The following is a 24848-nucleotide window of genomic DNA, read 5'->3' on the forward strand; positions in this document are numbered from 1 at the left end:
ACGAGTTGAAGCTTAGGTACATCACAATTGCTCTAGCGCTTGTGCTTCTAGCGGTATCGGTGCTGACGGGCCGCCAGCCCGTGTATGCGGCGGGAGAGCTGCTCGGAAACGGCAGCTTTGCATCGGTCAAGGACGGGCTCCCGGAGGGATGGAGCAAGGATGGTTACCGTCTGGACGAGGCTGTAACAAAGTGGTCCGTGGAAAAAGGCAGCGGAGGGGATCCGGCCAGCTTTGTCCGCGTGAGCAATGCGCAGCCCAATGATGCGCGCTGGCTGCAGCGCGCCGCCGTTGAGCCGGACAAGCTGTACAAGCTGAGCGCTCTCGTCCGGGCTTCCGATGTGCCTGCGGGCGGAACCGGCGTCAATCTTTCCGTGCTTGGCGTTATGGAGACGTCCGACTCCCTCTATGATACTGCGGGTTCCTGGCAGACGGTGGAGGTGTACGGAAAGACGGGCGCTTCACAGACGGAGCTGGACGTTTTGCTTCGTGTTGGAGGATACGGAAGCGAGGCAACCGGCACGGGAGAGTTTGCAAATGTATCGCTGATGGAAGCTGCGGAAGCGCCCGAAGGAGCAAAGGTGATCTCCTTTGATCCTGCATCCGCGCCGCCTGCTGGCGGAGGCGAAGAAACAGGCGCTCCGAAAGCTCCCGGTTTTCTGATCCCGTTCTCCGTGCTGAGCGGAATTTTGTTCCTTGGCTTGTTATGGATGGCCTGGAGCGCGCTCTACTCCAAGCAGGCTGCTGGCGGATGGGCCAACTCGCTGCGTATGCAGGAAATCGGTTCATCCCGCCGCACTCTTTGGATTGTGCTTGGAGCGGGGCTGCTGCTGCGGCTTGCGCTGGCGCCGACGATGCAGGGGCATCCGGTCGATTTTCCAGACTTCGCGATCTGGGCGGACCGCGCCTATTCGGTAGGCTTGAACGGCTTTTTCAGCGATGACGTTTTTGCGGATTATCCGCCGGGCTACATCTATGTCCTATGGGTGCTGGGCATGCTCAAAAGCGTGTTTGGCCTGGCCTACGGCAGCGGCGCAGCGATTATTCTGGTCAAGCTGCCTGCGCTGATTGCCGATCTTATCACCGCTTGGCTGCTGTACGATCTGGCCCGCAGCCGCTTCGGAACGCGGCTCAGCGTCTTTTTTGCCGCGCTGTACGTATTCAGTCCGGCGATCTGGCTTGACTCAGCGCTCTGGGCGCAGGTCGATTCCGTCATGACGCTGCTTGTCCTGCTTGCCGTACGCTCTCTTTCCGGCGGCAAGTACGCGCCGGCGGCAGCCTGGCTGGCTGTTGCGGTGCTTGTGAAACCTCAGGCGGTGCTGTTCCTGCCGCTGCTGCTGTTTGCGCTGCTGCGCACTCGCCGGTTATCCGATTGGCTGAAGGCGGCCGGCGCGGGCATTGCCACAGCGCTGATAATGCTGCTGCCATTTGCCGTTGGTCGCGAGCCGTTATGGATTGTGCATCACTATCAGGCGATGTTCCAGTCCTATCCCTACGCAACGCTTAATGCGTTTAATGTGTACGGGCTATTCGGTCTGAACGGCATTGATACGGCGAAAACATGGCTTGGATTGTCTTTGTCGACCTGGGGCAACGTCGGTGCGATTGTCGCGCTGGCGGTTATGGGTTTAATTTGCTGGAAAAAGGGCCGCGAGGGCATGTATTTGGCTGCCTTTGCCGGAGCGCTGTTCGTTTTCCTGCTCAAAACCGGCATGCATGAGCGGTATCTTTATCCCGCCCTTGCGTTTGCGCTGGCCGCGTTCCTCGTTTCCGGCAGCAAAAGGCTGCTGGCGCTGTACGGCGGACTGACGCTGACGGTGCTGGCGAATACCGCTCCGGTGCTGAAGGATGCCATCGAGCAGAACTTTTACCGCGCCAACGGCGACAGCCTGATGGTGAGTGTATCGGCGCTGCAGCTCGCAGCCGGAGCGCTGACGCTGTTCATCGTCTGGCAGCTGCTGCGGGGCGGAACGTTAGGCTCGCTGGCACTCACGGCAGACGGCCGCTGGCGGCTGCCGGACCCTGCGCCTGAGGGAGCTGGCGCCAGAGCGGCAGAAGGGAATCGCCCGGGCAGCTCCGACACGGAGCCGGCTGATTATGAAGATGAGATTTCTTCTGTGCCGAAGCGCAAGGAATGGCTGCCTGTCCTGCTGCTGGCCGCCGTTTATGCCGTGATGATGTTCTGGCAGCTCGGCGATGCCAAAGCGCCTGTTACGCCTTGGCTGCCTGACGGGCAAAACCGGGAAGTGACGGTGCAGCTGCAGGGAGAGGCCAAGCCTGTAGACCATATTATGCTTTACGCGGGCATCGGCTCCGGCACAGTGAACGTTTCCTTGTCAGCGGATGGCGTGAATTTTGGCGCTCCGGCGGAGCAAAAGCTCGACGGCGGCACCGTGTTCCAGTGGAAATCCGTCGGTGTGGACGGCCAGCTTATCAAAGCGGTGCGTATTACCGGAACGCCGGGCGTAACGCTCTATGAAGCGGGTGTTATTGATGCGGAGGGCCGCACGATGGCTTTTGAAGACAGCTCCGGCTCCACGCTGTTCGATGAGCAGAAGCTTGTCCCGGCTCAGCCGTCTTACCGCAACAGCATGTATTTTGATGAAATTTATCATGCGCGCACCGCCTTTGAGCATCTTTACCGGATTGAGCCGTACGAAACGACTCATCCGCCGCTCGGCAAAGTCATCATTATGGCGGGCATCTCCATCTTCGGGATGAATCCGTTTGGCTGGAGGGTAATGGGGGGCATAGCGGGCATTCTGCTTATTCCGGCGATGTATGCTCTGGCGCGCGGGCTGTTCCGCTCCCGCAAGGCGGGACTGCTGGCGGCCGGACTTATCCTGCTGGACTTCATGCCGCTTGTCCAGTCGAGGATCGGCACGGTGGACACCTACGCAGTGCTGTTTATCATCATGAGTTACCACTTTATGAACCGGTTTGTCCAGCGCAATAAACCCGGGACGGCTCTGAGTCGCGTGCTGCTGCCGTTTATGCTGTCCGGTGTCTTTTTCGGGCTTGGGGCTTCGGTCAAATGGGTCGGCGTATACTCCGGCGCAGGGCTGGCCGTGCTGTTCTTCTGGTCGATGTACCGCCGCTGGAAATCGTCGCAGAACGCGAACGCAAACGAGACGGGCGAAAAGCGGGTTCCGCTGCTCATGATCGGAGCAGGCTTCCTGTTTTTCGTCGGCGTCCCTGCGGTCATCTATGTGCTGACCTATATCCCGTTCATGCTCGTTCCGGGGCCAGGCCACGGATTGATCAACGTGGTCAAATTCCAGAAGTTCATGTACGATTACCATTCCAAGCTGGTCGCTACGCATCCGTTCTCATCCACCTGGTGGGAATGGCCGATCATTCGCCGTCCGATCTGGTACTATGGCGGCTCCGGGCTTGAGCAAGGTCAAATCGCCAGCATCATGAGTCTGGGCAATCCGCTCATCTGGTGGGCGGGCATCCCTTGTGCGATTGCGGCATTTGCAGCGGCGCTGCGCAAAAAACACCGCGCCATGCAAATTGTCAGCATCGGGCTGCTGTCGCAGTATTTGCCTTGGGTCGGCATTCCGCGGCTGACGTTTATTTACCACTATTATGCGACCGTACCGTTTCTGATTTTGTGCATCGTTTATGTGCTTATGGAGCTGCCGGACCGCTTCGGCAGACAGAGGGCAAAGGCGGTTACATGGGGGTATCTCGGCTTGGCTGCGCTGCTGCTCGTCATGTTCTATCCGGTATTAACCGGGCTGACAATCAGCAGAGAGTATGCGGACACCTTCCTGAAATGGTTCGATTCGTGGACGTTCTTTTCCTAAGCGATAGCCTACAATTGCCCCGGGCCGTGATGGTTCGGGGCTGTTGTATGAAAGGTGTTTTTGAAATGGCTAAACGATTGTATATGGCGTTGATTTTGCTCAGCTTGATTTGGGGCGGGTCTTTCTTTTTTATCAAGCTGCTGCTGGAGTCGTCCGGTCCGTGGACGATCGCATTCCTGCGCGGAGCAACGGGGCTGTTGACGATTAGCTTAATCATGTTGATTTTTCGCAAGCCGTTCGGCTTGCGGGATATACCATGGCTGCCGGTGCTTGTCATGGCGGCTTTTAATACAGCCGTGCCGTGGGCGCTCATAGCTTTCAGCGAAACGCGAATAACCAGCGGAGTTGCGTCGGTCTTAAATGCAACAACTCCGCTCTGGACCATCGTAGTCGGAACGCTGTTTTTCCATGTGACGGCTGGACGAAGGCAGTGGGCAGGGATGCTGCTTTCTCTGGTCGGCATGATGATCTTATTAGGCGTGAACCCGGCAACCTTTATTACTGTAGACGGGCTTGGTTTTGTCTGTATGCTCGCAGCGACGTTGTGTTACGGCATCGGCTCCCAGCTGTCTAAACGGCTGTCCAGCTTGAGCCTGTATCAGTCTACGTTTGGCACGCTGCTCTGTGCGACGGTTCTCAGCCTTATTCCCGCCGTCCTGATGGACGGGCTGCAAATCGATGTTCCAACGGGCGGTGTTTATGCTTTTGCCGGGGCGCTGATCGGTCTCGGAGCTTTCGGTTCCGGCATCGCGTATGTTCTGTTCTATTACATGATCCAGAAGGGCAGTCCCGAATTTGCGACCATGGTAACCTATTTGGTACCGGCCAGCGCAATTATATGGGGATACTTTCTGCTGGATGAGGCCATCCATTGGAACCTGCTGGCTGGCCTGGCGGTTATTTTGGCAGGAGTGTTTCTGGCTACGGGGAGGCGTAAACGAGGGGCGGAGGCTCGAGGAGCCGGTTAAGTTTTTCCGAAGCGATTGCATTCCTTTGGTCTGCTATAAAATACATCAAACGCCGCCGGGACATCGCCCGGCGGCGTTTGATGTATTTGAATTTAGTAAGCCATAACAATAATGTTTCAATAGTTCAAGTTAGTTCACTGGATTATTAATTAGACAGCCAAACAGCGATATAAAAGGGGTGCAGATTTGTATATAGTTTAAGATAAATGAGATGGCATTGAGTGGCTCATCGCTCTTTTTGATGAACAATATGTGTAAAATTCAATACTTTTCAACCTGATATTGCCAATAACGAGTAAGATACATTAAGCTTCATATAAAGAGCCCTGAGTTTAGATAAAATGGATTTCGGTAATTAGGATAAGAAAGGGGGGACGGTATACTATGGAATACACAATCTACATGGATGAGTCAAACGACGAGGGAGCGTATTTTGGCAACTTCTATGGTGGTGCACTCATCAGATCCACAGACATTGATAAAGTAACCGAATCGATAAAAGCGTTGAAAAGTGAACTAAACTGTTTGGGAGAAGTTAAATGGGGCAAGGTAACTCTAAATTATTTGGAAAAATACATTGCCTTAATGGATTATTTCTTTACTTTGATTGAACAAGATATTGTAAAAATTCGTATCATGTTCACTCAAAACTACCGACAACCTACCAACCTTTCTTTAGATCAAAGGGCTAAAGAGTATGAATTACTTTATTATCAATTTTTTAAACATGCCTTTGGACTGAAATACTGTAATCCTAACTCCTTTCTCCCAGTGAAACTCAGAATATATTTCGATGAACTACCAGTTTCAAAACAAAAGGCCTCTGATTTTAAAGATTTTATTACGAATATCCCTAATACCAGGGATTTTAGTATGGCGAATATAAAGATTAATAAAGAAGACGTAACAGAGGTCAGGTCTCATAATCACGAGATTATGCAATTAATGGACATAGTTCTGGGGTCAATGTATTTCAAGCTTAATAATCTTCATTTAGTTAAACCAGAAGGGCAAAGACTTAGGGGAAAGAAAACCATTGCGAAAGAAAAGTTATACAAATATATTAACTCTAGAATACGGGGAATTTATCCAGGATTTAACGTCGGAGTTTCGACAGGCATAACTGATCTTGCTGATAGATGGAATCATCCGTATCGTCATTGGCTCTTTATTCCCAGTGAATTTAGAATAATGCCTGAATACTCAAAAAAACAAAAAAATAGCGGCCCCATCTCTCCTACGTCAATGGCCTAAGTGGAACTTAAGCGTTCGGAGAAGACAGAGCCTCATAATGAGAATATAACTTTATTGGTGGAAAAAAGCAACACAATATCTTAAATTCTAAGAAATCTAACCCATCCGCATTAGGATGGGATTCTTTTTGTCAACAAGTTATTTTGCCTTGATGACTTTATGATCGCTGGAGTTCTATTCGCTCATCTTGATTGGAACCCAGACCTCGCTAATTACGTCTCCGCCAGAGCTTCCGTCATTCAGATAGATCTCAAGCTCCGGCCCGCCCGCATGCTCGTACCCTGTAGAAGGGAACCATTCGGAGTAAATGCGTAGGGTAACGGATTGGATGGATTCCGGCAGAGGGCCGACTGCGGTGAATACCGCCCAGGTGGAGGCCGGAACCTCACGCTCGACGTATTCGGCTCCATTATGCTCATACGGCTCGGCAATCGTTCCGGAGGGAGCTTCTACTGCGATCATGTAGCGTAAGAGCGTGCCTCCTTCCTTGTCGGACGCGGAGTCGGGAACCATTTTGAAATCGGTACAGGCTCCGATTAATGGAGCGCCGGGATTAAAGCCAAGCACCCGGTCAATCGTGCCGTTAGGTCCGCTCTCCTGCCAAAACTGCGGAATGCGCCGAAAATTTTCGCCGTTTTCACAGCTTACAACGATGGACGCACCGGCAATGGAGAAGGCGTCTCTTTTTTCAATCCGATAGTTCATTTCAACTTCTCCCTTCATCAATCATCTTATCGCATGAGGCTGGAGTCAGCCTGATTTGAAATGCTGCTGCCGGACAGACGGCTAACAGCCGAGCAGACGGCGGTACAGCTTGATTACGCTGAAATGCATGCCTTCGTGATACAGGCCCAGCGTCAAAAATTGTCTCGGTGTTGATAGCGTAATGCCGGTTGACGTCGTATAAGGAGGGACGGGCTCGTCCAGTCTGCCGTCCAGCGCTGTTCTAAGCCGCTCCGGCTGCTCGGACAGCAGCTCCTTTAGCTCTGGCAAAGAAGGAACACGCGGCGTCTCCTGCCAGTCCGCTGGCGAAGTGCCAAACTCAAATTGCGCCTTGAAGCCGTCCGGCAGCAGCATCGGCAATTGGGGAGACTGAAGGGCAAAACGCTCCAGCACGGCGTAAATATGCCCGGCATTCCAGCGGATGGAGTTGCGGAAGCCGGAAGGGATGAGGTCGGCTTGCTCCTCGTTTAACCCCTCCAATTGTTTCAAGGTAAAGCTCCGAATCGAAGTCAGTTGATCCAAAATGGGCTCTAGCTTGTCTGTCATATGTAAAGTCTCCTTTCAATATTAAACCTGTTTATCGGTAGTTCGGCATAATAGGCGCTAATCCTTTTCTGCATTTCCCTGCGCGGCAAAGGCCGCCCATGTGATTTGCCTCAGGCAATCCAAGCAGGGGCGGCCTCAGCGAGGTCCGATTATGATATGGTTATACTATCCCCAAATTAGAGGAGGCAAAGCATGATTCCGATTAAAATTCCTTTGGAGCAGAAACAAATTGTTGCGGAAAGCTTACAGGACTACGCTAACCATGAATTGGATCTGAACATAGGCTCGATTGCCGCAGAAGGCTTGCTTGACCATCTGATTACCCAGCTTGCCCCGTACCTGTATAACAAAGGGATCGAGGATGCAATAAGCCTTCTATCGCAGTGCATGGCTCAAGCAGAGGAAGATTTGCACTCGCTCAAACGCCCTTTGCGTTAAGAGTGAAAGCCTCAATCCCGCATGTGGGCGAGCTTCGCCCGCAGCTTGGGCCGATAATAGGCGCGGACCGATTCAAATTCGGGCCAGATGCGGGAAGTATGTTTGATCGTTCCCATTTCGGAATGGCGCCGGTACAGCGTCAGCGGCTCGTTAATATAATGCATGCCGACGCCGTTTAAGGTGGTCCGCACCCATAAGTCGTAATCATGCGTGAACGGAAGGCTGGGATTAAACCAGCCGAGCGACTGAATCAGATGGCGCAGCATCATGACCGTGCAGCCGTTGACGGGGCAGTAGTCCTGCATAGCGGCGACAAAAGCTTTTTCTGTCGCAAACTTCATCGTTGCGCATGTCTGCGTAATGACTCCATTTTCGTCAATCAAATGAAAGTCCGTGAAGCTGAACTGAGCTTGCTTCTGCTCCATATAACGGACCTGCTTCTCCACCTTATCGGGAGTAAACAGATCATCGGAGCTAAGCCAGGTCACGTATTGGCCGGTGGCACATTGCATGCCGTAGTTAAGCGCGCTGGCGGTGCCGCCGTTCGCTTTGCTCAAGTAATTGATTTTGGACCGGTACGGCTTGATCAGCTGCTGGTTTTTCGTAGAACCGTCGTCAACTACGATGATTTCAATGTTGGGATAGGTCTGGTTGAGCGCACTTTCAATTGCACTCGCAATGTAAGGACAATTGTAAAACGGTATGACAACCGTAACTTTCGGCAGCATATCCGGCATTCACCTCGTTTTGTTCGGAAAAGCTCACTTCCCTATAATATGAAAATCGCTTCTCCGCCGGCAGAGACAAGTGCCGGAGGCCGCTAGCCCACTTTTTTATTAGCCCGCAGCCGAACGCCAGCCGCTGTTAAATAGCCCACCGCAGCAGCAATCCCGATTGAGTCAGCCCGCCGCCGAAGCCATGCAGAAGCACTAAGTGTCCGGCGCGCAGACGACCGTCCAGCACCGCTTCGCTTAAAGCAATTGGAATGGACGCAGCTGAGGTATTGCCGGTATGGGCCAAAGTTGTGACGGTACGCTGGAGCGGAATGCCCGTTTTTTCGCTGACGACTTCCAGTATGCGCATGTTCGGGTTATGCGGAGCGAACCAGTCCACCTCCGCAGGCGTTACCCCTGATGTCTCCAGGAAGCTGTTGATGCTGTCGGGAACCTTACTGATCGCCCAGCGGTAGACGGCGCGCCCGTTCTGGACAAGCTTGCCGCTCGGATCGATCGGGTGGCCGCCGATTCGGTCCGCCAGGCTGGAACGATACAGCTGATGTCCCTCGGAGCCGTCCGTAGCGGCAAAGGCGCTCAGCCAGGAAGGAGAGCTGCCCTCAGCTCCTGCTTCTACAAGAGCAGCGCCAGCGCCGTCGCCAAACAGAATGCAGGTCGTGCGGTCGGTGTAGTCCGTTATTTTCGAAAGCGTCTCGGCGCCGATCACGAGAATTTTGCGGAATGCCCCGGATGCAATCAGACCGCCCGCCATCTGCAGCGCAGTAACATAACCGGCGCAGGCAGCCGCAATATCCGCCGCTCCTGCTGCACGGATGCCAAACTCCGCCTGCACGCGCGCCGCCATTTGCGGAAAAAACGTGTCCGGTGTCGCTGTTGCGACGAGAATATAGTCTGCATCCTCAACCGTGACCTCGTAACGCTGCATCATATTCCGCACGGCGGCAAAACAAAGGTCGCTCGTAAACTCGCCCTCCGCTGCAATTCTTCTTTCCCGGATGCCCGTTCGCTGCACGATCCATTCGTCATTTGTATCGACCATTTGTTCCAGATCGGCATTAGTCAGAATGCGCTGAGGGACATAAGCTCCAATTGCTGTTATCACCGCTGAGGTTTGGAATTTAGCTCCGCCGTTGTGGTGTGATACGCTCATAGAATAACCTCCTTGTTATCTGGTATTAGTACCTGGTTCTAATTTTTTTATCAAGCATACTCTTCCGCCTCTTAGCCGTCAAGCCAATCAAGAGTTTGTTAAAAAATAAAGGTTGTATTTTGACGCCGAACTGCCTACGATGGAAACGAACCTTATGTTTGTTGAAACCCATTTCATTGTAAGAGGAGCAGATGTATAAATGACCGTTCACACTCCTTTGCTAGACTGGCTTTCTGATCCGTCCATTTATAAAGTGAACCGGCTGGACGCGCATTCCGACCATCGTTACTACGAGACGATTGAGGAAGCGGAGACAGGCGCTCCAATGAGATTGAGACATAGCTTAAACGGGAGCTGGAGCTTTCACTATTCGGACAATCCAGGCTCGCGGCCAGAGGCTTTTTATAAGCAAGAGTTCAATACTTCGGGCTGGGGGCTTATTCAGGTGCCAGGCCATATCCAGCTGCAGGGCTGGGGCAAACCGCAATACGTCAATACGATGTATCCATGGGATGGCGTGGACAGCGCGCGGCCTCCGCAGCTCCCGGAACATAACCCGGTTGGCAGTTATGTGAAACGTTTTGAGCTCCCGGCCAATATGGACGGCAAGCCTGTTTATATTTCTTTTCAAGGTGTTGAATCCGCTTTCTACGTATGGTTGAACGGAGAGTTTGTCGGTTACGGCGAGGACAGCTTTACGCCTTCGGAATTTGATCTGACGCCATATATCCGCAGCGGCGAAAACCGTCTTGCTGTAGAGGTGTATCAGCGCAGCACCGGCAGCTGGCTGGAGGATCAGGATTTTTGGCGTTTCTCCGGCATTTTCCGCGAGGTTTATCTGTATACAGTACCGGAAATTCATATCCGCGACTTATTCGTTCGGGCAGAGCTTGACGACAGCTACCGTCTAGGATCGCTTCGCGCAGAGCTGAAAATGGATCCGTCCGATAAGCTGGAGGGTGCATATGCACGGCTCACACTGAGTGATGCAAACGGGAATACGGTAACGGAAAGCGGCCGTTTGGAGCTGTCGGGCGAAGCTGTATCTGCTGTGCTTGACGCTGGAGAGGTACAGCCGTGGAGCGCAGAGCAGCCGTATTTGTACCGGTTGCTGATCTCCGTATACAACGCGTCGGGTGAGCTGGTTGAGGCAATAACGCAGAAGCCTGGCTTCCGCCGCTTCGAAATGAAAGACAAGCTAATGCTGGTGAACGGCAAACGGATCGTATTCAAAGGCGTTAACCGTCATGAATTCAACAGCCGCACCGGGCGGGCAATCGGCCGTGAGGATATGATTCGCGACGTAAAAATAATGAAGCAAAACAATCTCAACGCGGTCCGCACCTCGCATTATCCGAACCAGACGTTATGGTATGAGCTTTGCGACGAATACGGCCTATACGTCATTGATGAGATGAATCTGGAGACGCACGGCTCCTGGCATTGGGCCGGTGCAGTAGGCGAACCGTGGATTTTGCCCGGCAGCCGCGAAAACTGGCAGGACATTGTCATGGATCGCGCCATATCGATGCTGGAGCGGGACAAAAACCATCCTTCGATTGTTATTTGGTCATGCGGCAACGAGTCTCATGGCGGCAAGGTGCTGTTCAATGTTTCGAATTATTTCCGCGAGCGCGATTCCAGCCGCCTTGTACACTATGAAGGCGTCTTCCACGACCGGACTTATAATGGGACAAGCGATATGGAAAGCCGCATGTATGCCAAACCGGCGGATATCGAGGTTTATTTGAACGGGAATCCCGACAAGCCTTACATCAGCTGCGAGTATATGCATGCGATGGGCAATTCCATCGGCGGTATGCATAAGTATACCGAGCTTGAAGATAAATATCCGATGTACCAAGGCGGTTTTATTTGGGACTACATCGATCAGGCGCTTATACGCAAGGACCGCTACGGCAAGGAATATTTAGCTTACGGCGGCGATTTTGAAGACCGGCCGACGGACTACAGCTTTTGCGGCAACGGCATCGTGCATGCCGACGGCAGCGTGACTCCGAAGATGCAGGAGGTTAAGTTCCTGTATCAAAATTACAAGCTCCAGCCCGGCAAAACATCGGTTACCGTCCGTAACGCCAGCCTGTTCGCCGGCACAGATCATTTGGAGCTGCATTATCGTTTGCTCCTTGAAGGCGAGCTGCTTTATTCCGGAAAAACAGAGCTGTCCGTTCCGGCTGGCGCTGAAGACGAAGTGCCGATTCAGCTGCCGAATGGCGAGCAGGCTCCAGGCGAATACGTTATCGAAGCGGCGCTTGTGCTGAAGCGGGCGGAATTGTGGGCGGATGCGGGACATGAGGTTGCTTTTGGACAGACTGTGTACAATGTAGAAGCGAAGGAAGCGCAGCTTCTCCCGGCAGGCCAGCTTCGCGTTGTTGAAGGCGATGTGCATTATGGCGTATTCGGCGACGGCTGGGAAGTTCTTTTTTCCAAGCAGAAAAATACGCTCGTATCGCTCCGTTACGGAGGCCGCGAACTTATTGCTGAGCCGCCGCAGCCGCTGTTTTGGCGGGCCGCGACCGACAATGATAAAGGAACGGGATACGCCTTCACGCACGGTGTATGGCTTGGCGCCAGCATGGCACGCCGCTGCCTGGGACGGGAAACGTCTGTAGAGCCGAATCAGTTCCGCATTACGTACCGGTACGAATTCAGCACCGTTCCGGGGGTAGAGCTTAGCGCAGCCTACACGGTCCGCGCCGACGGAAGCATACAGGTGCATGCAGCCTACAAAGGAGCGGAAGGGCTGCCGGATCTGCCGATTGTGGCTCTGTCTTTCAAAACCTATGCCGATTACGGCCAAACGGAATGGTATGCGATGGGTCCAGAGGAGAATTACTCGGATCGCCTGCATGGAGCTCGCCTTGGCAAGTTCAGCCGTGCGGTGATGGAGCTGCCTTCGCGTTATCTCGTGCCGCAGGAATCGGGCAACCGGACTGGCGTACGCCGTGTTGCGGTAAAAGACGAACAGGGACGCGGGTTCCAGATCCGCTCGTCCGCCGAACCGGTGGAATGCAATATTTCCCCGTATACGGCGATGGAGCTCGAAAACGCGACGCATTCATGGGAGCTGCCCGACGTTCATTACACCGTCGTAACTGTCGCCGGCAAACAGCTTGGCGTCGGCGGAGACGACAGCTGGGGCGCTCCGGTACATGCTGAATTCCGTATTCCATCCGATCAAAATCACGAGTTCGAGTTCCTCATCGCGCCATTGGGATAAGGGGCAAACTTTGCTCGTTTGCCAAGCTTTGTCCGGGATAACCCGATACCGCCATGGTGAAGCTAAAAGAGCCGTATCCCGCAGTGGAGCGGACGCTCATTACATGGAGGTTTTTGAATGAAACATCCCTGGAAAGTGCTTGCTGCCAGTGTTGTTCTGACTACGGCCCTTGCAGGATGCGGAGCAAACCATGGCGAGCTTGGCAACAAAAATATCCGCAACAACAATGTCGGCAATTACCGTTTGCTGGATAAACGTTTTGCCGACGACAACATGAATGAAATGCATCGTAAAAACGGCACTCAGCTTAACGGAAACAACATTATCGGCAATCATAAAAATTATCGTCTTCAATCGGACGGCCATATCGCGACTTCCATCAAAAAAATCCCTGGCGTCCGTGATGCCTACGTCATGACGACGAACGACAATGCATACGTTGCGGTCGGCCTTAAAGGGAACAGCATTGTTGAGAGCACCCGCTCAGGCATGAGCGCATCGGATACGGGAAGGATGGGCGTCGGCAACAGCTCGATGAAAAGCCGGACCTATAACCGCATGGACAGCGGCGTCAACCGTCTGGAAGCAGACATGAACCGTGGCGTCAATCGCCTGGAAACCGGTGTTGAGCGCGGCCTTAACCGGGCCGGAAACACGGTCGAACGCGGAATGAACCGGGTTGGCGAAGGTGTGAACAAAGGTTTAAAATCTCTTGAACGCGGTATGAACGATATGCTGGATAACGGGATGGCGGACCGTTCGAACAATAACGGCTACAAATCCTATTCCAACGGTTATAATTCATACGGCACCAGCGACGCTACAAACAACCGCGGAAAATTGGAGAACGGTTTGTCCGACAACAACAATATTTACATGGACCGGGAGCTGAATTCTCAGTTCAAAGCTCAAGTAGCCGATGTAGTCCGCAAGGCTATGCCGGGCGTGGATAAAGTGTTTGTGTCTTCGAATCCTGAATTTGTAAGCCGGATGCAGGGATACCACAACGATGCTAACCAAGGCAATTCCATTCAAACTTACATGGCTGAATTTAACGCCATGGTTGACCGTATTTTCCCGAATGTTGACGATGGCAGCAACGGTATGGCCAAAAAACTGAGCGGCCGCGACGCTCACATTTTTAAGTAAGCTACCGGAGTATTTATCATTACTCTGTTTATGAATAAGCTTTGCGCTAGCGCACAAGCTTATCCAAAAAGCCGCCTCCCAGCAGGCGGCTTTTTGCTGTCTTCATTATACGAAAAAGGTGGAGCGGAGCCCAAAGGTCGAGCCCGTAGAAGCGGCAGCGTTCGCCTTTGACGTCGGAATCCCACCGCTTAAGCGGTACAAATTCAGAGGAATCCGAGGTCAACAGCGATCGGAGGGCCGGCCTTTGGGCGCAGCGGAATTTCCTTTTTCGTATAATGCTTCTGAGCAATAAGCCCGCCATCCCCCTTATCATTGACAAAAACAGCAAGTGCTATCAGTATGAATGACATATGGGCCGAAAGCGGTACCAATCTAATTTTTCGCCAGGAGGCAGCAGCATGTACAAGCTCATTATTGCCGATGATGAAGCCGTCTTCCGCGAAGGCCTGATGAATACAATTGACTGGAACCGCCACGGCTTTGAGCTGATCGGCGACTGTACGAACGGCCGCGAAGCGCTGGAAGCGGTTCAGCAATTAAAGCCGGATCTGGTCATTACAGACATCAATATGCCGCATATCGACGGGCTCGAGCTTGCCGCCAGAATCGCCGATCAATTTCCCTACATTAAAATTATTATTGTCACAGGTTACGACCAATTCGATTACGCCCAGCAGGCGCTGCGCCTCAAGGTGCATGACTTTATTCTCAAGCCGATTACCGCGTTTGAAACGAGAGAGCTGCTTGACCGGGTCCGCGCACAAATGGATGAGGAGAAGCGGCAAAAGGAAGATCTCAGCCGGTTGCGAAGCCAGCTCAACCAAAGCCTCCCGCTGCTGCGGGAAAGGTTTCTGGAGCGGCTTGCCGTACACGGCGCGGGAGCAAAGGCGGCGAACGAGCGGCTTGATTATTTTGGCCTGCCGCGGCTGGAGGCTCCGCTGCTTGTAGCTCTGTTCGATTACGACGACAATACGCTTCGTTCCGATGCCGAGCCGGACCGGGAGCTGCTGCGTTTTGCAGGCTACAACATTATTGAGGAAATTGTGCAGCGCGAGCACGGCGCGGTATTCCGCACTCGCGAGGACCGGATTGCGGCCATTTTTAGCGGGGGCCCGGCTGAGCTGCTGCACGAGCGGGCGGCCCGAATCGCGGAGGAAGCGCGTTACGGAATCGAACGTTATCTTGGTTATACGGTGACAGCCGGAATCGGCAGGACGGCCGAAACGATGGAGGAGCTTCCGGACGGTTACCGCAGCGCTTCAACAGCGCTCGATTACCGATTTCAGTACGGCAAAAACCGCGTGCTCAGCATTATCGATTTAGAAGGCGCCTTTGCTTCAACGCCTGCCATGGGAGAGGAATGGAGCCGTTCGTTTGGCGCTGCGCTCAGATCGGGAGCCTCTCCTGAAATTACGGAGCTGATCGGCCGATTTGTGGAGCGCTTGAGGCAGTCCCGCGCGCCGCTTCAGGCTTGCCAGCTGGAAATCCAAAAGGCGCTCGTGCAGATGATGAGCATTATGCAGGAAATTGGCGTTGGCGATGGCGGATTGGAAAGCGGAAGTCCGGTGCTGTTTACCGAGGTGTACCGGCTTGGAACGCTGGACGAGGTCGGCGATTGGTTATCCGGCGTCGCCTCAGCCGCTGGACTTGCGGCAGCTGACCACCGCAACCGGCTGAACCGCAGCCAGATCGGAAGGGCTTTGCTGTACATAGAAGAAAATTACGCGGAGGAGCGCATATCCTTGCAGGATATTTGCCGCTACGTGATGATGAGCACCAGCTATTTCAGTCAAATGTTCAAACAGGAAACTGGCGAGACGTTTGTCGAATATTTAACCCGTTACCGGATGACCAAGGCGAAGGAGCTGCTTGAAGATACCTCGCTGAAATTTTACGAAATTGCCGCTCGAGTCGGCTACAGCGACCCCAACTATTTCAGTCTGTGCTTCAAAAAACATGTCGGCCAGACGATGCGCGAATATCGCGAGCTGCAAACGAAGGATAACCGATGAGACGCGGCGGGGTCGGCCTTCTTGCATGGCTGCGGCGCCGATTTAATGGGTTGAACACGATTCATGGCTGGATCTCAGTTGCCTTTTCCATCCTCATTCTGATCGCGATCGGTGTGACAAGCTGGATTAGCTACAGCCTGTCCGAAGATGCGGTGCTCACGAATTCGGAAGATTATATGGAAGAGGTTATTCAACAGGTCGGCCAAAATATCCAGTCCTACATAGACAGCATGGAAAACATCTCGCTCCTTATTTTCACCAGCAAGGACGTCAAATATTATATTTCAGACAATCCTTTCATAAGCCGGGAAGAGGTTCACACCTACGAAAAAAACATCTCCAGCCTGTTCCAGTCACTGATGTATATGCGCAAGGATATCGCGTCCATTATGGTGTTTGGGTATAACGGGCGCAACGTATCCGACCGCAAACAGATGATTCTGAATCCAAATGTGCAGCTTGAAGATCAGGAATGGTACCAGGGGGCGACTTTGGCCGGCGGCAAGTCCTTCATTTCGTCTCCGCATGTGCAAAATGTTGTCGAGGGGGACTACCAGTGGGTCGTGTCGCTCAGCCGGGAGCTCAAAAACAGCAGCAGCTTATCGGGACAGGGCATCGCGCTCGTCAATCTTAAACTTAACGTAATTAACGAAATTTGCCGAGGGGTCAAGCTTGGATCCAAAGGTTATGTGTTTATCGTCGACGGTCAGGGAAACGTTGTGTATCATCCCCAGCAGCAGCTGTTATACAGCAATTTGCGCACGGAGCCGATCGGCAGGGTGATGTCGAGCGGGGAAAACAGCTTTGTTGTTGAGGACGGGGACAGCAAAAAAATCTATTCCGTTCAGGATAGCAATTTCGGCTGGAAAATCGTCGGCGTTGCTTATCAGAACGAGCTGATTGCCAATCGCGATCAGATGCGGAATTCGTTCCTGCTTTGGGCGGCTGCCGCGCTTGCGGTGACCATCCTCATTTCTTTTCTGCTCACCCACCGCATAACGAGGCCGATCCGCAGACTGCAATCGGTTATGCGGCAGGTCGAACGGGGCAATTTCCAGGTCAGGGCCGAAGTGGAGAAAACGAGTGAAATCGGCCAGCTGGGACGGGCATTTAATATGATGGTCGGTCAGACTCAGCGGCTGATGGACGAGCGGATTCAAACCGAAGAAACGAAGCGGCGCACGGAGCTGCGGCTGCTGCAATCGCAAATAAATCCTCATTTTCTTTATAACACGCTCGACTCGATCATATGGATGGCGGAGCAGCAAAAACACGAAGAGGTTGTGCGGATGACCTCGGCGCTGGCGAAGCTGTTCCGGGCAAGCATTGCCAAGGACGACGAGCTGGTGTCCATCCGCATTGAGCAGGAGCATATTGCAAGTTATTTGCAAATTCAAAAAATGCGCTACCGGGACAAGCTGGATTACCGTATTGATATTCCGCGCGAGCTGCATCTCTATCGGACGCCGCGTATTTTGCTGCAGCCTTTCGTGGAAAACGCCATTTATCATGGCATCAAAAACCTGCCCGAAAGCGGCATGATTACGATTACGGCGGAGCAGTCCGAGGATCATATTCTGTTCCGCGTCTCCGACAACGGACAAGGGATGAGCGAGGAAGCGCTTCAGCTTCTGATGAGCTCAGCCGCACGGGACAATGACGGCCGCGATCACATCGGAGTAAGCAATGTGAACGAGCGGATCAGTCTGACGTTCGGACCGGCTTACGGCGTCTCCATGGAGAGCGAGCTGGGCGAAGGCACAACGGTGACGATCAAAATTCCGAAAGTCCGCTAAAGGAAACGAGGGATGTGGAACATGGGAAGCAAAAAGCTGTGGCTGCCGCTGCTGCTGCTCCTTATGGTTATGCTGGTCGTCTGGTCGGGGCTCCGGGAGGATGAACCGGACTCTGCAAAACGCGGAATTGCGCTCATTATGAAAACCAATGACATCAACAATTCCTACTGGCAAACCGTTCACTCAGGAGCTCTGTCCGCTGCAAAGGAACTAAACGTTCCGCTTGAATTGTACGGACCGCTCGGCAAGGAGGACCCCGAGGCGCAGCGCAAGCTGCTGAAAAAGGCGATTGCCCGGAAACCGGCCGCTATTGTGCTGTCCCCGATTTGGGAAGACAGCTTGAAGCAAGAGCTTGCGGAATGCCGCAGGAACGGAATCAAGCTTGTCATATTGGACACCCCGCTGCTGGAAAATGCCTTCGACAGCTATGTTTCCAGCGATCATATCGAGGAAGGGCGCCAGGCGGCGAACCGTCTTGGGCCGGGGCAGCTTAAAAAACCTGTTTACGCGTTGATTACCAACGATAAAATCTCCGTCGTTTCCAGCCAAAGAGCCCAAGGAGTGCAGGAGGTGCTCGCTCCAGGCAAAGCGTTCAATCTGGGATTGTATCATGTCGGCGGCTCGGAGGAGCAGGCTTACTGGACGGTAAAATCGCTCACGATCGCCTATCCCGATATAACCGGCGTTATCGCGCTTACTGATGTTGGCGTCAGCGGCGCGGCAAGAGCGCTAGCGGAGGTCGGGCTTACGCATAGCGTCAAGCTGATTGGCTTCGACAGCTCGATTCCGGAAATTCAACTGCTGGAGCGAGGACAGATGCATGCGCTGATCGTGCAAAATCCGTTTAACATGGGTTTTTTGGGCGTGCAGACGGCAGATGCTCTTATCGACGGCCGCAAGGTGTCTGAAATGGTGGACATCCCCTCCACAACCGTGACAACGGCGAATATGTATGAGCCGGAACATCAAAAGCTGCTCTTCCCGTTTGTGTATTAACCATCATCAAGGAGAGGAGGAGCGGCGATGAGGTTTGCCATCGGGCTGACAGCCTCGAAAAGAAGAACGGTAGCTTTGGCGGGATTTCTATTATTGGCGGTGACAAGCGGCTGCTCCCTGCCGGCGGACGCTCCGCCAATTGACAGCCCTCCAGGCTCGCTGATCAAATTTGTGGCAGCGGAGTACAGTCCTCTCACCAAGCCGATGCTGGAAAAGCTGGTACGTGAATTCGAATCGAGAAATCCAACGATAAATGTTGAGCTTCAGGTTGTCGGGTGGGACATTATGGACGGCATCTATACCAATATGCTGGCCCAGAACGATCCTCCCGATCTGCTCAATGTGTACAACTATTCCCATCTGGTCGAGCAAGGTCTGTTGAACGATTTCGAAGAGCTGCTTCCCGTCTCCTTCCGAAGCAATTTGCAGCCGTATTTGGTGAAGCTGGACCGCATTGGGGAGAAGCAGTACGCCATTCCCTATGTGGCGTCCGTCCGCAGCCTTTACTACAACAAAAAGCTGTTTCAACAGGCAGGAGTGCAAGCGCCGCCCGCCACTTGGTCGGAGCTGAAACAGACGGCGGCCCGAATCGGCAGCGAGACTCAGGCAAACGGCTTTGGCATTGGAATGTCGGATGACGATATTGCCGGCTATCTGAGCTATTTTTTCTTTGGGGCGGGCGGAGGCTGGCTGAAGGACGGGCGATGGGCGATCAATCAGCCTGCTAACGTAGAAGGGCTGGAAATGCTCAAATTCATGTATGAAGCCAATTTCACCGACGAAGAGCCTTGGATGACGACCCGCGAAGACAAACAGCGTTTTGTCGGTGAGGGAACGCTCGGCATGTTGATTTCCGGCAATTTTTTTAGTTCTTTTGCAGTTCGGGAGTTTCCGGACCTGGAGTGGGGCAGAAGTCCGATCCCGGTTAAGGACGGCATGCCGCCGCTCCATTTTGGCGTACAGGATGTGCTCGTTTCGTTTAAAACCGCACACAGCGACCCGAAAGCAATCGCTTCCTTCATCGAATTTCTGTATGAGGACAGCTATTATACCCAAATGGTCTTAAACGAAGGCTTTTTGCCGGTGACGCGTACCGGTGAGCTTACTTTAGCCGTCAATTATCCGGGTATTCAAGCCGACCTGACCGATTTGTCCGAGGCTCACTTTTTCCCGGTGGAGCAGGAGCGTTGGGGCATTGTAATCGATGCGGCGCGAAGCCTGGGAAGCGCGGTGCTGGAGGGGCGTTACTCGCCGCAAAAGGCTCTGGATGAGCTTCAATCGGTAGCGGAGGGCGCGGATAACAGATACCGGTAGCGAAATTAACGTACCGATTGCACCGACATCCGGTCTCGAAGCGAGGCCGGATGTTTTGATTAAATCATAAAATTCTAAAGATTTTATGGAAGATATTCCATAGAGACGATTCGAGATTCCGATTAAGATACAACTAGAAGCCGGGCCGGTGCAGGGATACAGTCCAATCCGGACTTCGGACGAGAAATGAAAGGGAGGGTTATGCCAGATGACGTTTACCGTAAAAAAGACAGCAGCAGGCGCGTTGGCAATTGCAATGTCCTTGGCTGTATTGGCAGGTTGCGGAGGCAATAACGGAGGCGGCAGCAACAATGCGGCTAACGAACCGGCTCCAAGCGCGGCATCGAATACGGCAGCGGAAAACACTCAACCGGATAGCGGCAGCGAGTCAAAACTGACAGGTGACTTTACGATTCAGTATTTCGTCGGCGGATACGGCGACAAATGGTGGAAACAGGTTATCGCCGATTTCAAAACGGCCAATCCCGATCTGAACATCAAAGAAGAGGCCGGTCCTCAAATTAACACTCAAAACAAACCGAAATGGATCGCGGGCAACCCGCCTGATTTTGTATACATCGACGGACCGGAGCTGAACGACCGCCAAATGGCGGAGGACGGCCAGCTGGAGGATCTGACGGAATGGATGCAGACGGCGACAAACGTTGACGGCGTTAAAATTCTCGATCTGTTAGCCCAACAGCCGCCTCAATATGACGGGAAAATGTATAACATCCCGCTGGTTCTGAACTCATGGGGCATTTTCTACAATAAAGCGTTGTTCGAGAAAAACGGCTGGACGGAGCCGACGGACTGGGATACGTTCATGAGCTCCTCCGAAGCAATCAAAGCGGCCGGAACAACCCCGTTCATTCATACGGGCAAATACCCTTACTACATCAACAGCTCCTTCCTGTTCCCGGCGATCGTATCGGCAAACGGCAACGACTACAAGCTGCTGCAGGATATGGGCAACAGCCAGGTGGAAGCGTTCAAATCGCCAGTGGTGCTGGACGCGCTGAACAAAGTTGTCGAGCTGCGAGACAAAGGATTTATCGACAAAGCGTCTGCATCAATTAATCATACGGATTCCCAGATGTTATTCCTGCAAAACAAAGACGCCTACATTCCAAACGGCCTGTGGCTGCCTAATGAGATGAGCAAGGACGTTCCGGCTGACTTCAAATTCGGCTTTATTCCTTCCGTTACGCAAAAAGCGGGCGATAAAGTCGTCGCCAATACGTCGACCGCAACGGTGGCCATCGCCAAAAACGCGAAAAACAAAGAAGCGGCTAAAGCGTTCCTGCAGTTCATTTTCTCCGTCAAGCAAGCATCCAAATTTGCCGAGCTAAGCGGCGCGCCTTCCAACATCAAGGGCGATATCAGCAGCTCCAGCGCGCCAGACTTCGTTAAACAAGCCGCGGCTTACTTGACGGCGGATACAACGGTCGTTGTGCCTACGGTAACGTTTAATCAGGACGTAGACAAAGCGATGCAGGATGCTACGGTTGCATTAACGATCGGCAAAATCGATCCTCAAGGCTGGGTTGACCGCGTCGTGAAGGTTGTTGAGAAGGTAAACAAGTAAGCAGCTTCGAACCTATACAAAACCGGTCAAGAAACATCCCCGGGGGCGGACGCTTCCGGGGATGCTTTTCGATAGCACAACTTAAGGGCGGTGAGCTTGACATGAAGCTGGGAGGAGCCAATCTGCAGCGCAAGCTGTTTATAGCGGCGTTTATCGTTCCGACCTTTGTATACTTTGGCCTGTTTACGATCTATCCGATCCTGCAGGCGCTGTACAATTCCTTTTACGACTGGTCCGGCATGTCGCAAAACAAAGACTTTGTAGGGCTGCAAAACTTCAAGGATCTGCTTCAGGACCCGATCATGCTGACGGCCATCGGCAACGATTATTTCCTGGTCGCGGGCAAAGTAATCGGCATCATGATCATCGCCACGTTTTTCGCCGTTGCGCTGACACGGCTGCGTATCCGGGGAGCCGCGTTTTTCCGCTCGATCTTTTTCATTCCGAATGTATTGTCCGTTGTCGTCATCGGTGTTTTGTGGGGATTTATCTACAATCCGCAGATCGGGTTTCTGAACGGATTTCTGTCGCTGTTCACAAAAGAGCCGGTCACGATTAACTGGCTCGGCTTTGAAAGCTATACGATTTGGATGCTATTGCCCCCTACGATCTGGGCCGGCATCGGCTTTTATATGATTTTGCTTATTGCCGCAATTACGAATATTCCGGAGTCGCTTTATGAAGCCGCCAATATAGAGGGTGCAGGGCAATGGCATCAGTTCAGGCATATTACGATGCCGCTCGTCTGGGAGCAGATGAAAATTTCCGTCATCAACATCATGATGACCACGCTAAACGGTTCGTTTGTCATCGTGACGATTATGACGGCCGGAGGGCCGGACAATTCGACTCAGGTTATGGGCTCGTATTTGTACCAGCAGGCATTCAGACAGGCGCATTTTGGCTACGGCGCCTCCATCGGCATAGCGATTTTGACCACCTCGCTCGTCACCACGCTTCTCCTGCAATGGCTTCTGCGCAAGGAACACGTGGAAGTCAGCTAAAGTACAAGCTTAATTGAAAGGGGAGAAGCGGAATGGTGCAACGCACGGTACATCCGGTAATCAAATCCGTCTTTATGGCATTGCTCATTTTATGGGGCGTCTCAGTTATTTATCCGCTTATATGGACGTTCACGGATGCTCTGAAGGATAATCAGCAGTTTTACTTCAATATGCCATGGGCGCTGCCGGAGCTGCCGCTTCAATGGGCCAACTTCAGTTATGTATGGAACAACTATAATTTCGGAAAATACTTTGGCAATTCCATTCTTGTTACGGCGGGGGCGACCCTGCTTGGCCTTGTATTGGCCTCAATGACGGCATATACGCTTGCCCGTTACAAGTTTCTGGGCAGCCGGGTTTTATATCTAATCTATATTTCGTCGATGATGGTGCCATTCAGCCTGGCGCTAATTCCGCTCTTTTTCCTGATCAATGATTTGGGACTGACCAACAATCCGCTCGGTCTCATCCTCGTTTATGCATCCAACTCGCTGGCGTTCGGAATATTTGTGCTCATCGGGTTTTTCCGTTCGCTGCCGAAAGAGCTGGAGGAAGCTGCCGCTATCGACGGCGCGGGATACTTCGGCACCTTTTTCCGCGTCATGCTGCCGCTCTCCCGTTCTGGATTAATCAGCGTGGGTATCATCAACGTACTGGACATTTGGAACGAGTATATCGTCGGGACTATACTTGTCAACGATCCAACCCGTTATACTTTGCCGATCGGCCTTGCCGCTATGCAGGTGGAGATGCAGTACAAAACGGAGTGGGGGCCACTGTTCGCAGGGCTTATGTTTACGATTGTTCCTGTTTTGCTTGTATACATTTTCGCTCAGCGCCATATTGTCTCGGGACTTGTGGCTGGAGCGGTGAAGTGAAGAATCCAGTGTCAGGCCGAAATGGCCTACTCAGGCAGGTTCCGCCCTTGAGCGGGATCTGCGTTTTTTTTCATGCACGTATTTTTAGATATCACTAATGAGCAGGTATTTGGACCCGTATTGTACCGTCCTAATCGGTCCGGAGGTTGCTACATCGGTGAAACGGGCATTCCGGACTGTAAAGGAAGACGGGTTGCTCATCTTGAATGAAAGTTTTGCGCCGGCAGCTCCAATGTATTCGACATCGGCGGAGGTAGACTGCCATATTTTAATGTTCAGCTCGAAATGATTTGTATTTTTTCCTTCTTCTGAATAAAGAATGCTGGAAGGGGTAGGATATCCGGCATCTCCTTGGAGGGAATTAACAAATAGAGTGATGCTGCTTATATTCACAATGTCGAAGCCCGTAGTCAACTGCAAGCTGGCAACTCCGGATTTGTTGGACAAGGGAATGTGCTGAAAACAAGTAACAAGAACGAGTAAAATAAATAAAATCAATATCATAGCCGTCTGATCAGCTTTCATCTGTGTTCCTCCCAGTAGAGTCTTTGTGGCAGGTTCCGCTCATGAGCGGAACCTGCCGTTTTTTTGTTTAAGCATCTACAATCGTCAAGCGAGTGGAGGTCGTGTTCCAACGGACCGGAGCCGTAGAAGAAATGCCGGTGATGGAGGAAAATAAGTAGGTGTCGTAGCCAACCTTTGTGAGTGTTTGCTCAAGCGTGAATGAAAGGTTGCCAATTGAAATATAGCTGTTCGATAAAGCTGCGTTATATCTGACCGAACCTCTTAACGTCTTTCCTAGTGAAAGCTGACCCGACAACTCGATTCGGTTCTCTCCGCCATTTGGAATCAGAATAGAGGTGGGGGTCGGGGGAGACGCGCTGTCTGTGAGAAGGGTGACGTTTAACCGGATATTGCTCGTGTTATTGGTAATATAAAATCCAGGATTAGCCGTTAGGGAATAAGATTCATCAACGGGTTGAATGACATAAAAAGGACATTTAACGATTATGAGCAATAGAAACAAAACTAAGATCACTCCGATATTGGAACCCTGATCATTGCTGGTACCCGTTATATGGCCCATACCGCTTCCCTCCTACTACTATGAGTGTTGTTCTATGTATTTATATTCAAAAGAAAGAGGCGCGGACTCCGGCAGCTGACCTGAATGCAGAGGATCTTCCGTGCAAAAAGCCCCGCAGTTCTTTTCCTTCCCATTAAAAAACCTCCCCGCCGAATACGCCA

Annotated in this window: 19 protein-coding genes; 13 read left to right on the top strand and 6 right to left on the bottom strand. The window is 52.5% G+C overall.

Features of this window, described 5'->3' with window-relative positions; translation table 11 throughout:
* Positions 1 to 5: 5 nt before the first annotated feature.
* From M3223_RS05935 to M3223_RS05945, 3 genes are all read left to right on the top strand, one after another.
* Entirely contained in the window at positions 6 to 3809 is a 3804-nt protein-coding gene (locus M3223_RS05935; RefSeq protein ID WP_251560037.1) for a glycosyltransferase family 39 protein, read from the top strand.
* A gap of 65 nt (positions 3810 to 3874) precedes the next feature.
* Positions 3875 to 4777: a DMT family transporter gene (locus tag M3223_RS05940; RefSeq protein WP_251560039.1), complete on the top strand. Its 903-nt coding sequence runs from the start codon at positions 3875 to 3877 to the stop codon at positions 4775 to 4777.
* A 384-nt stretch (positions 4778 to 5161) separates the two neighbouring features.
* Complete coding sequence (locus tag M3223_RS05945) at positions 5162 to 6031, top strand: DUF3800 domain-containing protein (RefSeq protein ID WP_251560041.1); 870 nt, start codon at positions 5162 to 5164, stop codon at positions 6029 to 6031.
* Between the two features lie 174 nt (positions 6032 to 6205).
* Here M3223_RS05945 and M3223_RS05950 read toward each other — a convergent pair whose 3' ends face one another.
* Positions 6206 to 6736: a GyrI-like domain-containing protein gene (locus M3223_RS05950; protein WP_251560043.1), complete on the bottom strand. Its 531-nt coding sequence runs from the start codon at positions 6734 to 6736 to the stop codon at positions 6206 to 6208.
* 81 nt (positions 6737 to 6817) lie between these two features.
* Positions 6818 to 7300: a DinB family protein gene (locus M3223_RS05955; protein WP_251560045.1), complete on the bottom strand. Its 483-nt coding sequence runs from the start codon at positions 7298 to 7300 to the stop codon at positions 6818 to 6820.
* Between the two features lie 192 nt (positions 7301 to 7492).
* On the opposite strand from M3223_RS05955, the gene M3223_RS05960 reads away from it, so the two are divergent.
* Complete coding sequence (locus M3223_RS05960; RefSeq protein WP_251560047.1) at positions 7493 to 7738, top strand: DUF2164 domain-containing protein; 246 nt, start codon at positions 7493 to 7495, stop codon at positions 7736 to 7738.
* An 11-nt stretch (positions 7739 to 7749) separates the two neighbouring features.
* Here M3223_RS05960 and M3223_RS05965 read toward each other — a convergent pair whose 3' ends face one another.
* Both M3223_RS05965 and M3223_RS05970 read right to left on the bottom strand, forming a co-directional pair.
* A complete protein-coding gene (locus M3223_RS05965; RefSeq protein WP_251560048.1) occupies positions 7750 to 8466 on the bottom strand; it encodes a glycosyltransferase in 717 nt (238 codons plus the stop codon).
* Positions 8467 to 8602: 136 nt separating this feature from the next.
* Positions 8603 to 9622, bottom strand: a complete 1020-nt coding sequence (locus tag M3223_RS05970; protein ID WP_251560050.1) for a ketoacyl-ACP synthase III — start codon at positions 9620 to 9622, stop codon at positions 8603 to 8605.
* A gap of 199 nt (positions 9623 to 9821) precedes the next feature.
* On the opposite strand from M3223_RS05970, the gene M3223_RS05975 reads away from it, so the two are divergent.
* The 9 genes from M3223_RS05975 to M3223_RS06015 all read left to right on the top strand — a co-directional run bounded on the left by M3223_RS05975 (position 9822) and on the right by M3223_RS06015 (position 23600).
* Positions 9822 to 12863 (top strand): glycoside hydrolase family 2 TIM barrel-domain containing protein, encoded by a 3042-nt coding sequence (locus M3223_RS05975; RefSeq protein ID WP_251560052.1) that lies wholly within the window; start codon positions 9822 to 9824, stop codon positions 12861 to 12863.
* Between the two features lie 117 nt (positions 12864 to 12980).
* Complete coding sequence (locus M3223_RS05980; RefSeq protein ID WP_251560054.1) at positions 12981 to 14012, top strand: YhcN/YlaJ family sporulation lipoprotein; 1032 nt, start codon at positions 12981 to 12983, stop codon at positions 14010 to 14012.
* A gap of 398 nt (positions 14013 to 14410) precedes the next feature.
* Positions 14411 to 16024, top strand: coding sequence for a response regulator transcription factor (locus M3223_RS05985; protein WP_251560056.1), 1614 nt, complete (start codon positions 14411 to 14413; stop codon positions 16022 to 16024).
* Positions 16021 to 17820 carry a cache domain-containing sensor histidine kinase gene (locus tag M3223_RS05990; protein ID WP_251560058.1) on the top strand — a complete coding sequence of 600 codons (1800 nt, stop codon included), beginning with the start codon at positions 16021 to 16023 and terminating at the stop codon, positions 17818 to 17820. The genes M3223_RS05985 and M3223_RS05990 overlap by 4 nt, the downstream gene beginning before the upstream one ends.
* A 21-nt stretch (positions 17821 to 17841) precedes the next feature.
* Positions 17842 to 18816, top strand: a complete 975-nt coding sequence (locus M3223_RS05995; protein ID WP_251560060.1) for a substrate-binding domain-containing protein — start codon at positions 17842 to 17844, stop codon at positions 18814 to 18816.
* A gap of 27 nt (positions 18817 to 18843) precedes the next feature.
* A complete protein-coding gene (locus M3223_RS06000) occupies positions 18844 to 20130 on the top strand; it encodes an ABC transporter substrate-binding protein (RefSeq protein WP_251560063.1) in 1287 nt (428 codons plus the stop codon).
* Between the two features lie 208 nt (positions 20131 to 20338).
* A complete protein-coding gene (locus M3223_RS06005; protein ID WP_251560065.1) occupies positions 20339 to 21718 on the top strand; it encodes an ABC transporter substrate-binding protein in 1380 nt (459 codons plus the stop codon).
* 101 nt (positions 21719 to 21819) lie between these two features.
* The gene (locus tag M3223_RS06010; RefSeq protein WP_251560067.1) at positions 21820 to 22722 is read left to right on the top strand and encodes a carbohydrate ABC transporter permease; all 903 of its coding nucleotides are present in this window, start codon (positions 21820 to 21822) and stop codon (positions 22720 to 22722) included.
* Between the two features lie 32 nt (positions 22723 to 22754).
* The gene (locus M3223_RS06015) at positions 22755 to 23600 is read left to right on the top strand and encodes a carbohydrate ABC transporter permease (protein WP_251560069.1); all 846 of its coding nucleotides are present in this window, start codon (positions 22755 to 22757) and stop codon (positions 23598 to 23600) included.
* A gap of 84 nt (positions 23601 to 23684) precedes the next feature.
* Here the strand turns inward: M3223_RS06015 and M3223_RS06020 are convergent, their stop codons facing one another.
* Together M3223_RS06020 and M3223_RS06025 are read right to left on the bottom strand one after the other, a co-directional pair.
* Positions 23685 to 24125, bottom strand: a complete 441-nt coding sequence (locus M3223_RS06020; protein WP_251560071.1) for a hypothetical protein — start codon at positions 24123 to 24125, stop codon at positions 23685 to 23687.
* 67 nt (positions 24126 to 24192) lie between these two features.
* Positions 24193 to 24687, bottom strand: a complete 495-nt coding sequence (locus tag M3223_RS06025; protein WP_251560073.1) for a hypothetical protein — start codon at positions 24685 to 24687, stop codon at positions 24193 to 24195.
* Positions 24688 to 24848 lie beyond the last annotated feature (161 nt).

It is taken from the genome of Paenibacillus pasadenensis, from assembly GCF_023715725.1.
GTDB classification, from domain to species: domain Bacteria; phylum Bacillota; class Bacilli; order Paenibacillales; family Paenibacillaceae; genus Paenibacillus_O; species Paenibacillus_O pasadenensis_A.

Coding starts and splice junctions, on each gene's coding strand:
- M3223_RS05995 (WP_251560060.1), top strand. CDS start 17,842: ATGGGAAGCAAAAAGCTGTGGCTGCCGCTGCTGCTGCTCCTTATGGTT.
- M3223_RS05960 (WP_251560047.1), top strand. CDS start 7,493: ATGATTCCGATTAAAATTCCTTTGGAGCAGAAACAAATTGTTGCGGAA.
- M3223_RS05950 (WP_251560043.1), bottom strand. CDS start 6,736: ATGAACTATCGGATTGAAAAAAGAGACGCCTTCTCCATTGCCGGTGCG.
- M3223_RS06005 (WP_251560065.1), top strand. CDS start 20,339: ATGACGTTTACCGTAAAAAAGACAGCAGCAGGCGCGTTGGCAATTGCA.
- M3223_RS06000 (WP_251560063.1), top strand. CDS start 18,844: ATGAGGTTTGCCATCGGGCTGACAGCCTCGAAAAGAAGAACGGTAGCT.
- M3223_RS06020 (WP_251560071.1), bottom strand. CDS start 24,125: ATGAAAGCTGATCAGACGGCTATGATATTGATTTTATTTATTTTACTC.
- M3223_RS05970 (WP_251560050.1), bottom strand. CDS start 9,622: ATGAGCGTATCACACCACAACGGCGGAGCTAAATTCCAAACCTCAGCG.
- M3223_RS05940 (WP_251560039.1), top strand. CDS start 3,875: ATGGCTAAACGATTGTATATGGCGTTGATTTTGCTCAGCTTGATTTGG.
- M3223_RS05965 (WP_251560048.1), bottom strand. CDS start 8,466: ATGCTGCCGAAAGTTACGGTTGTCATACCGTTTTACAATTGTCCTTAC.
- M3223_RS06010 (WP_251560067.1), top strand. CDS start 21,820: ATGAAGCTGGGAGGAGCCAATCTGCAGCGCAAGCTGTTTATAGCGGCG.
- M3223_RS05985 (WP_251560056.1), top strand. CDS start 14,411: ATGTACAAGCTCATTATTGCCGATGATGAAGCCGTCTTCCGCGAAGGC.
- M3223_RS05975 (WP_251560052.1), top strand. CDS start 9,822: ATGACCGTTCACACTCCTTTGCTAGACTGGCTTTCTGATCCGTCCATT.
- M3223_RS05990 (WP_251560058.1), top strand. CDS start 16,021: ATGAGACGCGGCGGGGTCGGCCTTCTTGCATGGCTGCGGCGCCGATTT.
- M3223_RS06025 (WP_251560073.1), bottom strand. CDS start 24,687: ATGGGCCATATAACGGGTACCAGCAATGATCAGGGTTCCAATATCGGA.
- M3223_RS05980 (WP_251560054.1), top strand. CDS start 12,981: ATGAAACATCCCTGGAAAGTGCTTGCTGCCAGTGTTGTTCTGACTACG.
- M3223_RS05945 (WP_251560041.1), top strand. CDS start 5,162: ATGGAATACACAATCTACATGGATGAGTCAAACGACGAGGGAGCGTAT.
- M3223_RS05955 (WP_251560045.1), bottom strand. CDS start 7,300: ATGACAGACAAGCTAGAGCCCATTTTGGATCAACTGACTTCGATTCGG.
- M3223_RS06015 (WP_251560069.1), top strand. CDS start 22,755: ATGGTGCAACGCACGGTACATCCGGTAATCAAATCCGTCTTTATGGCA.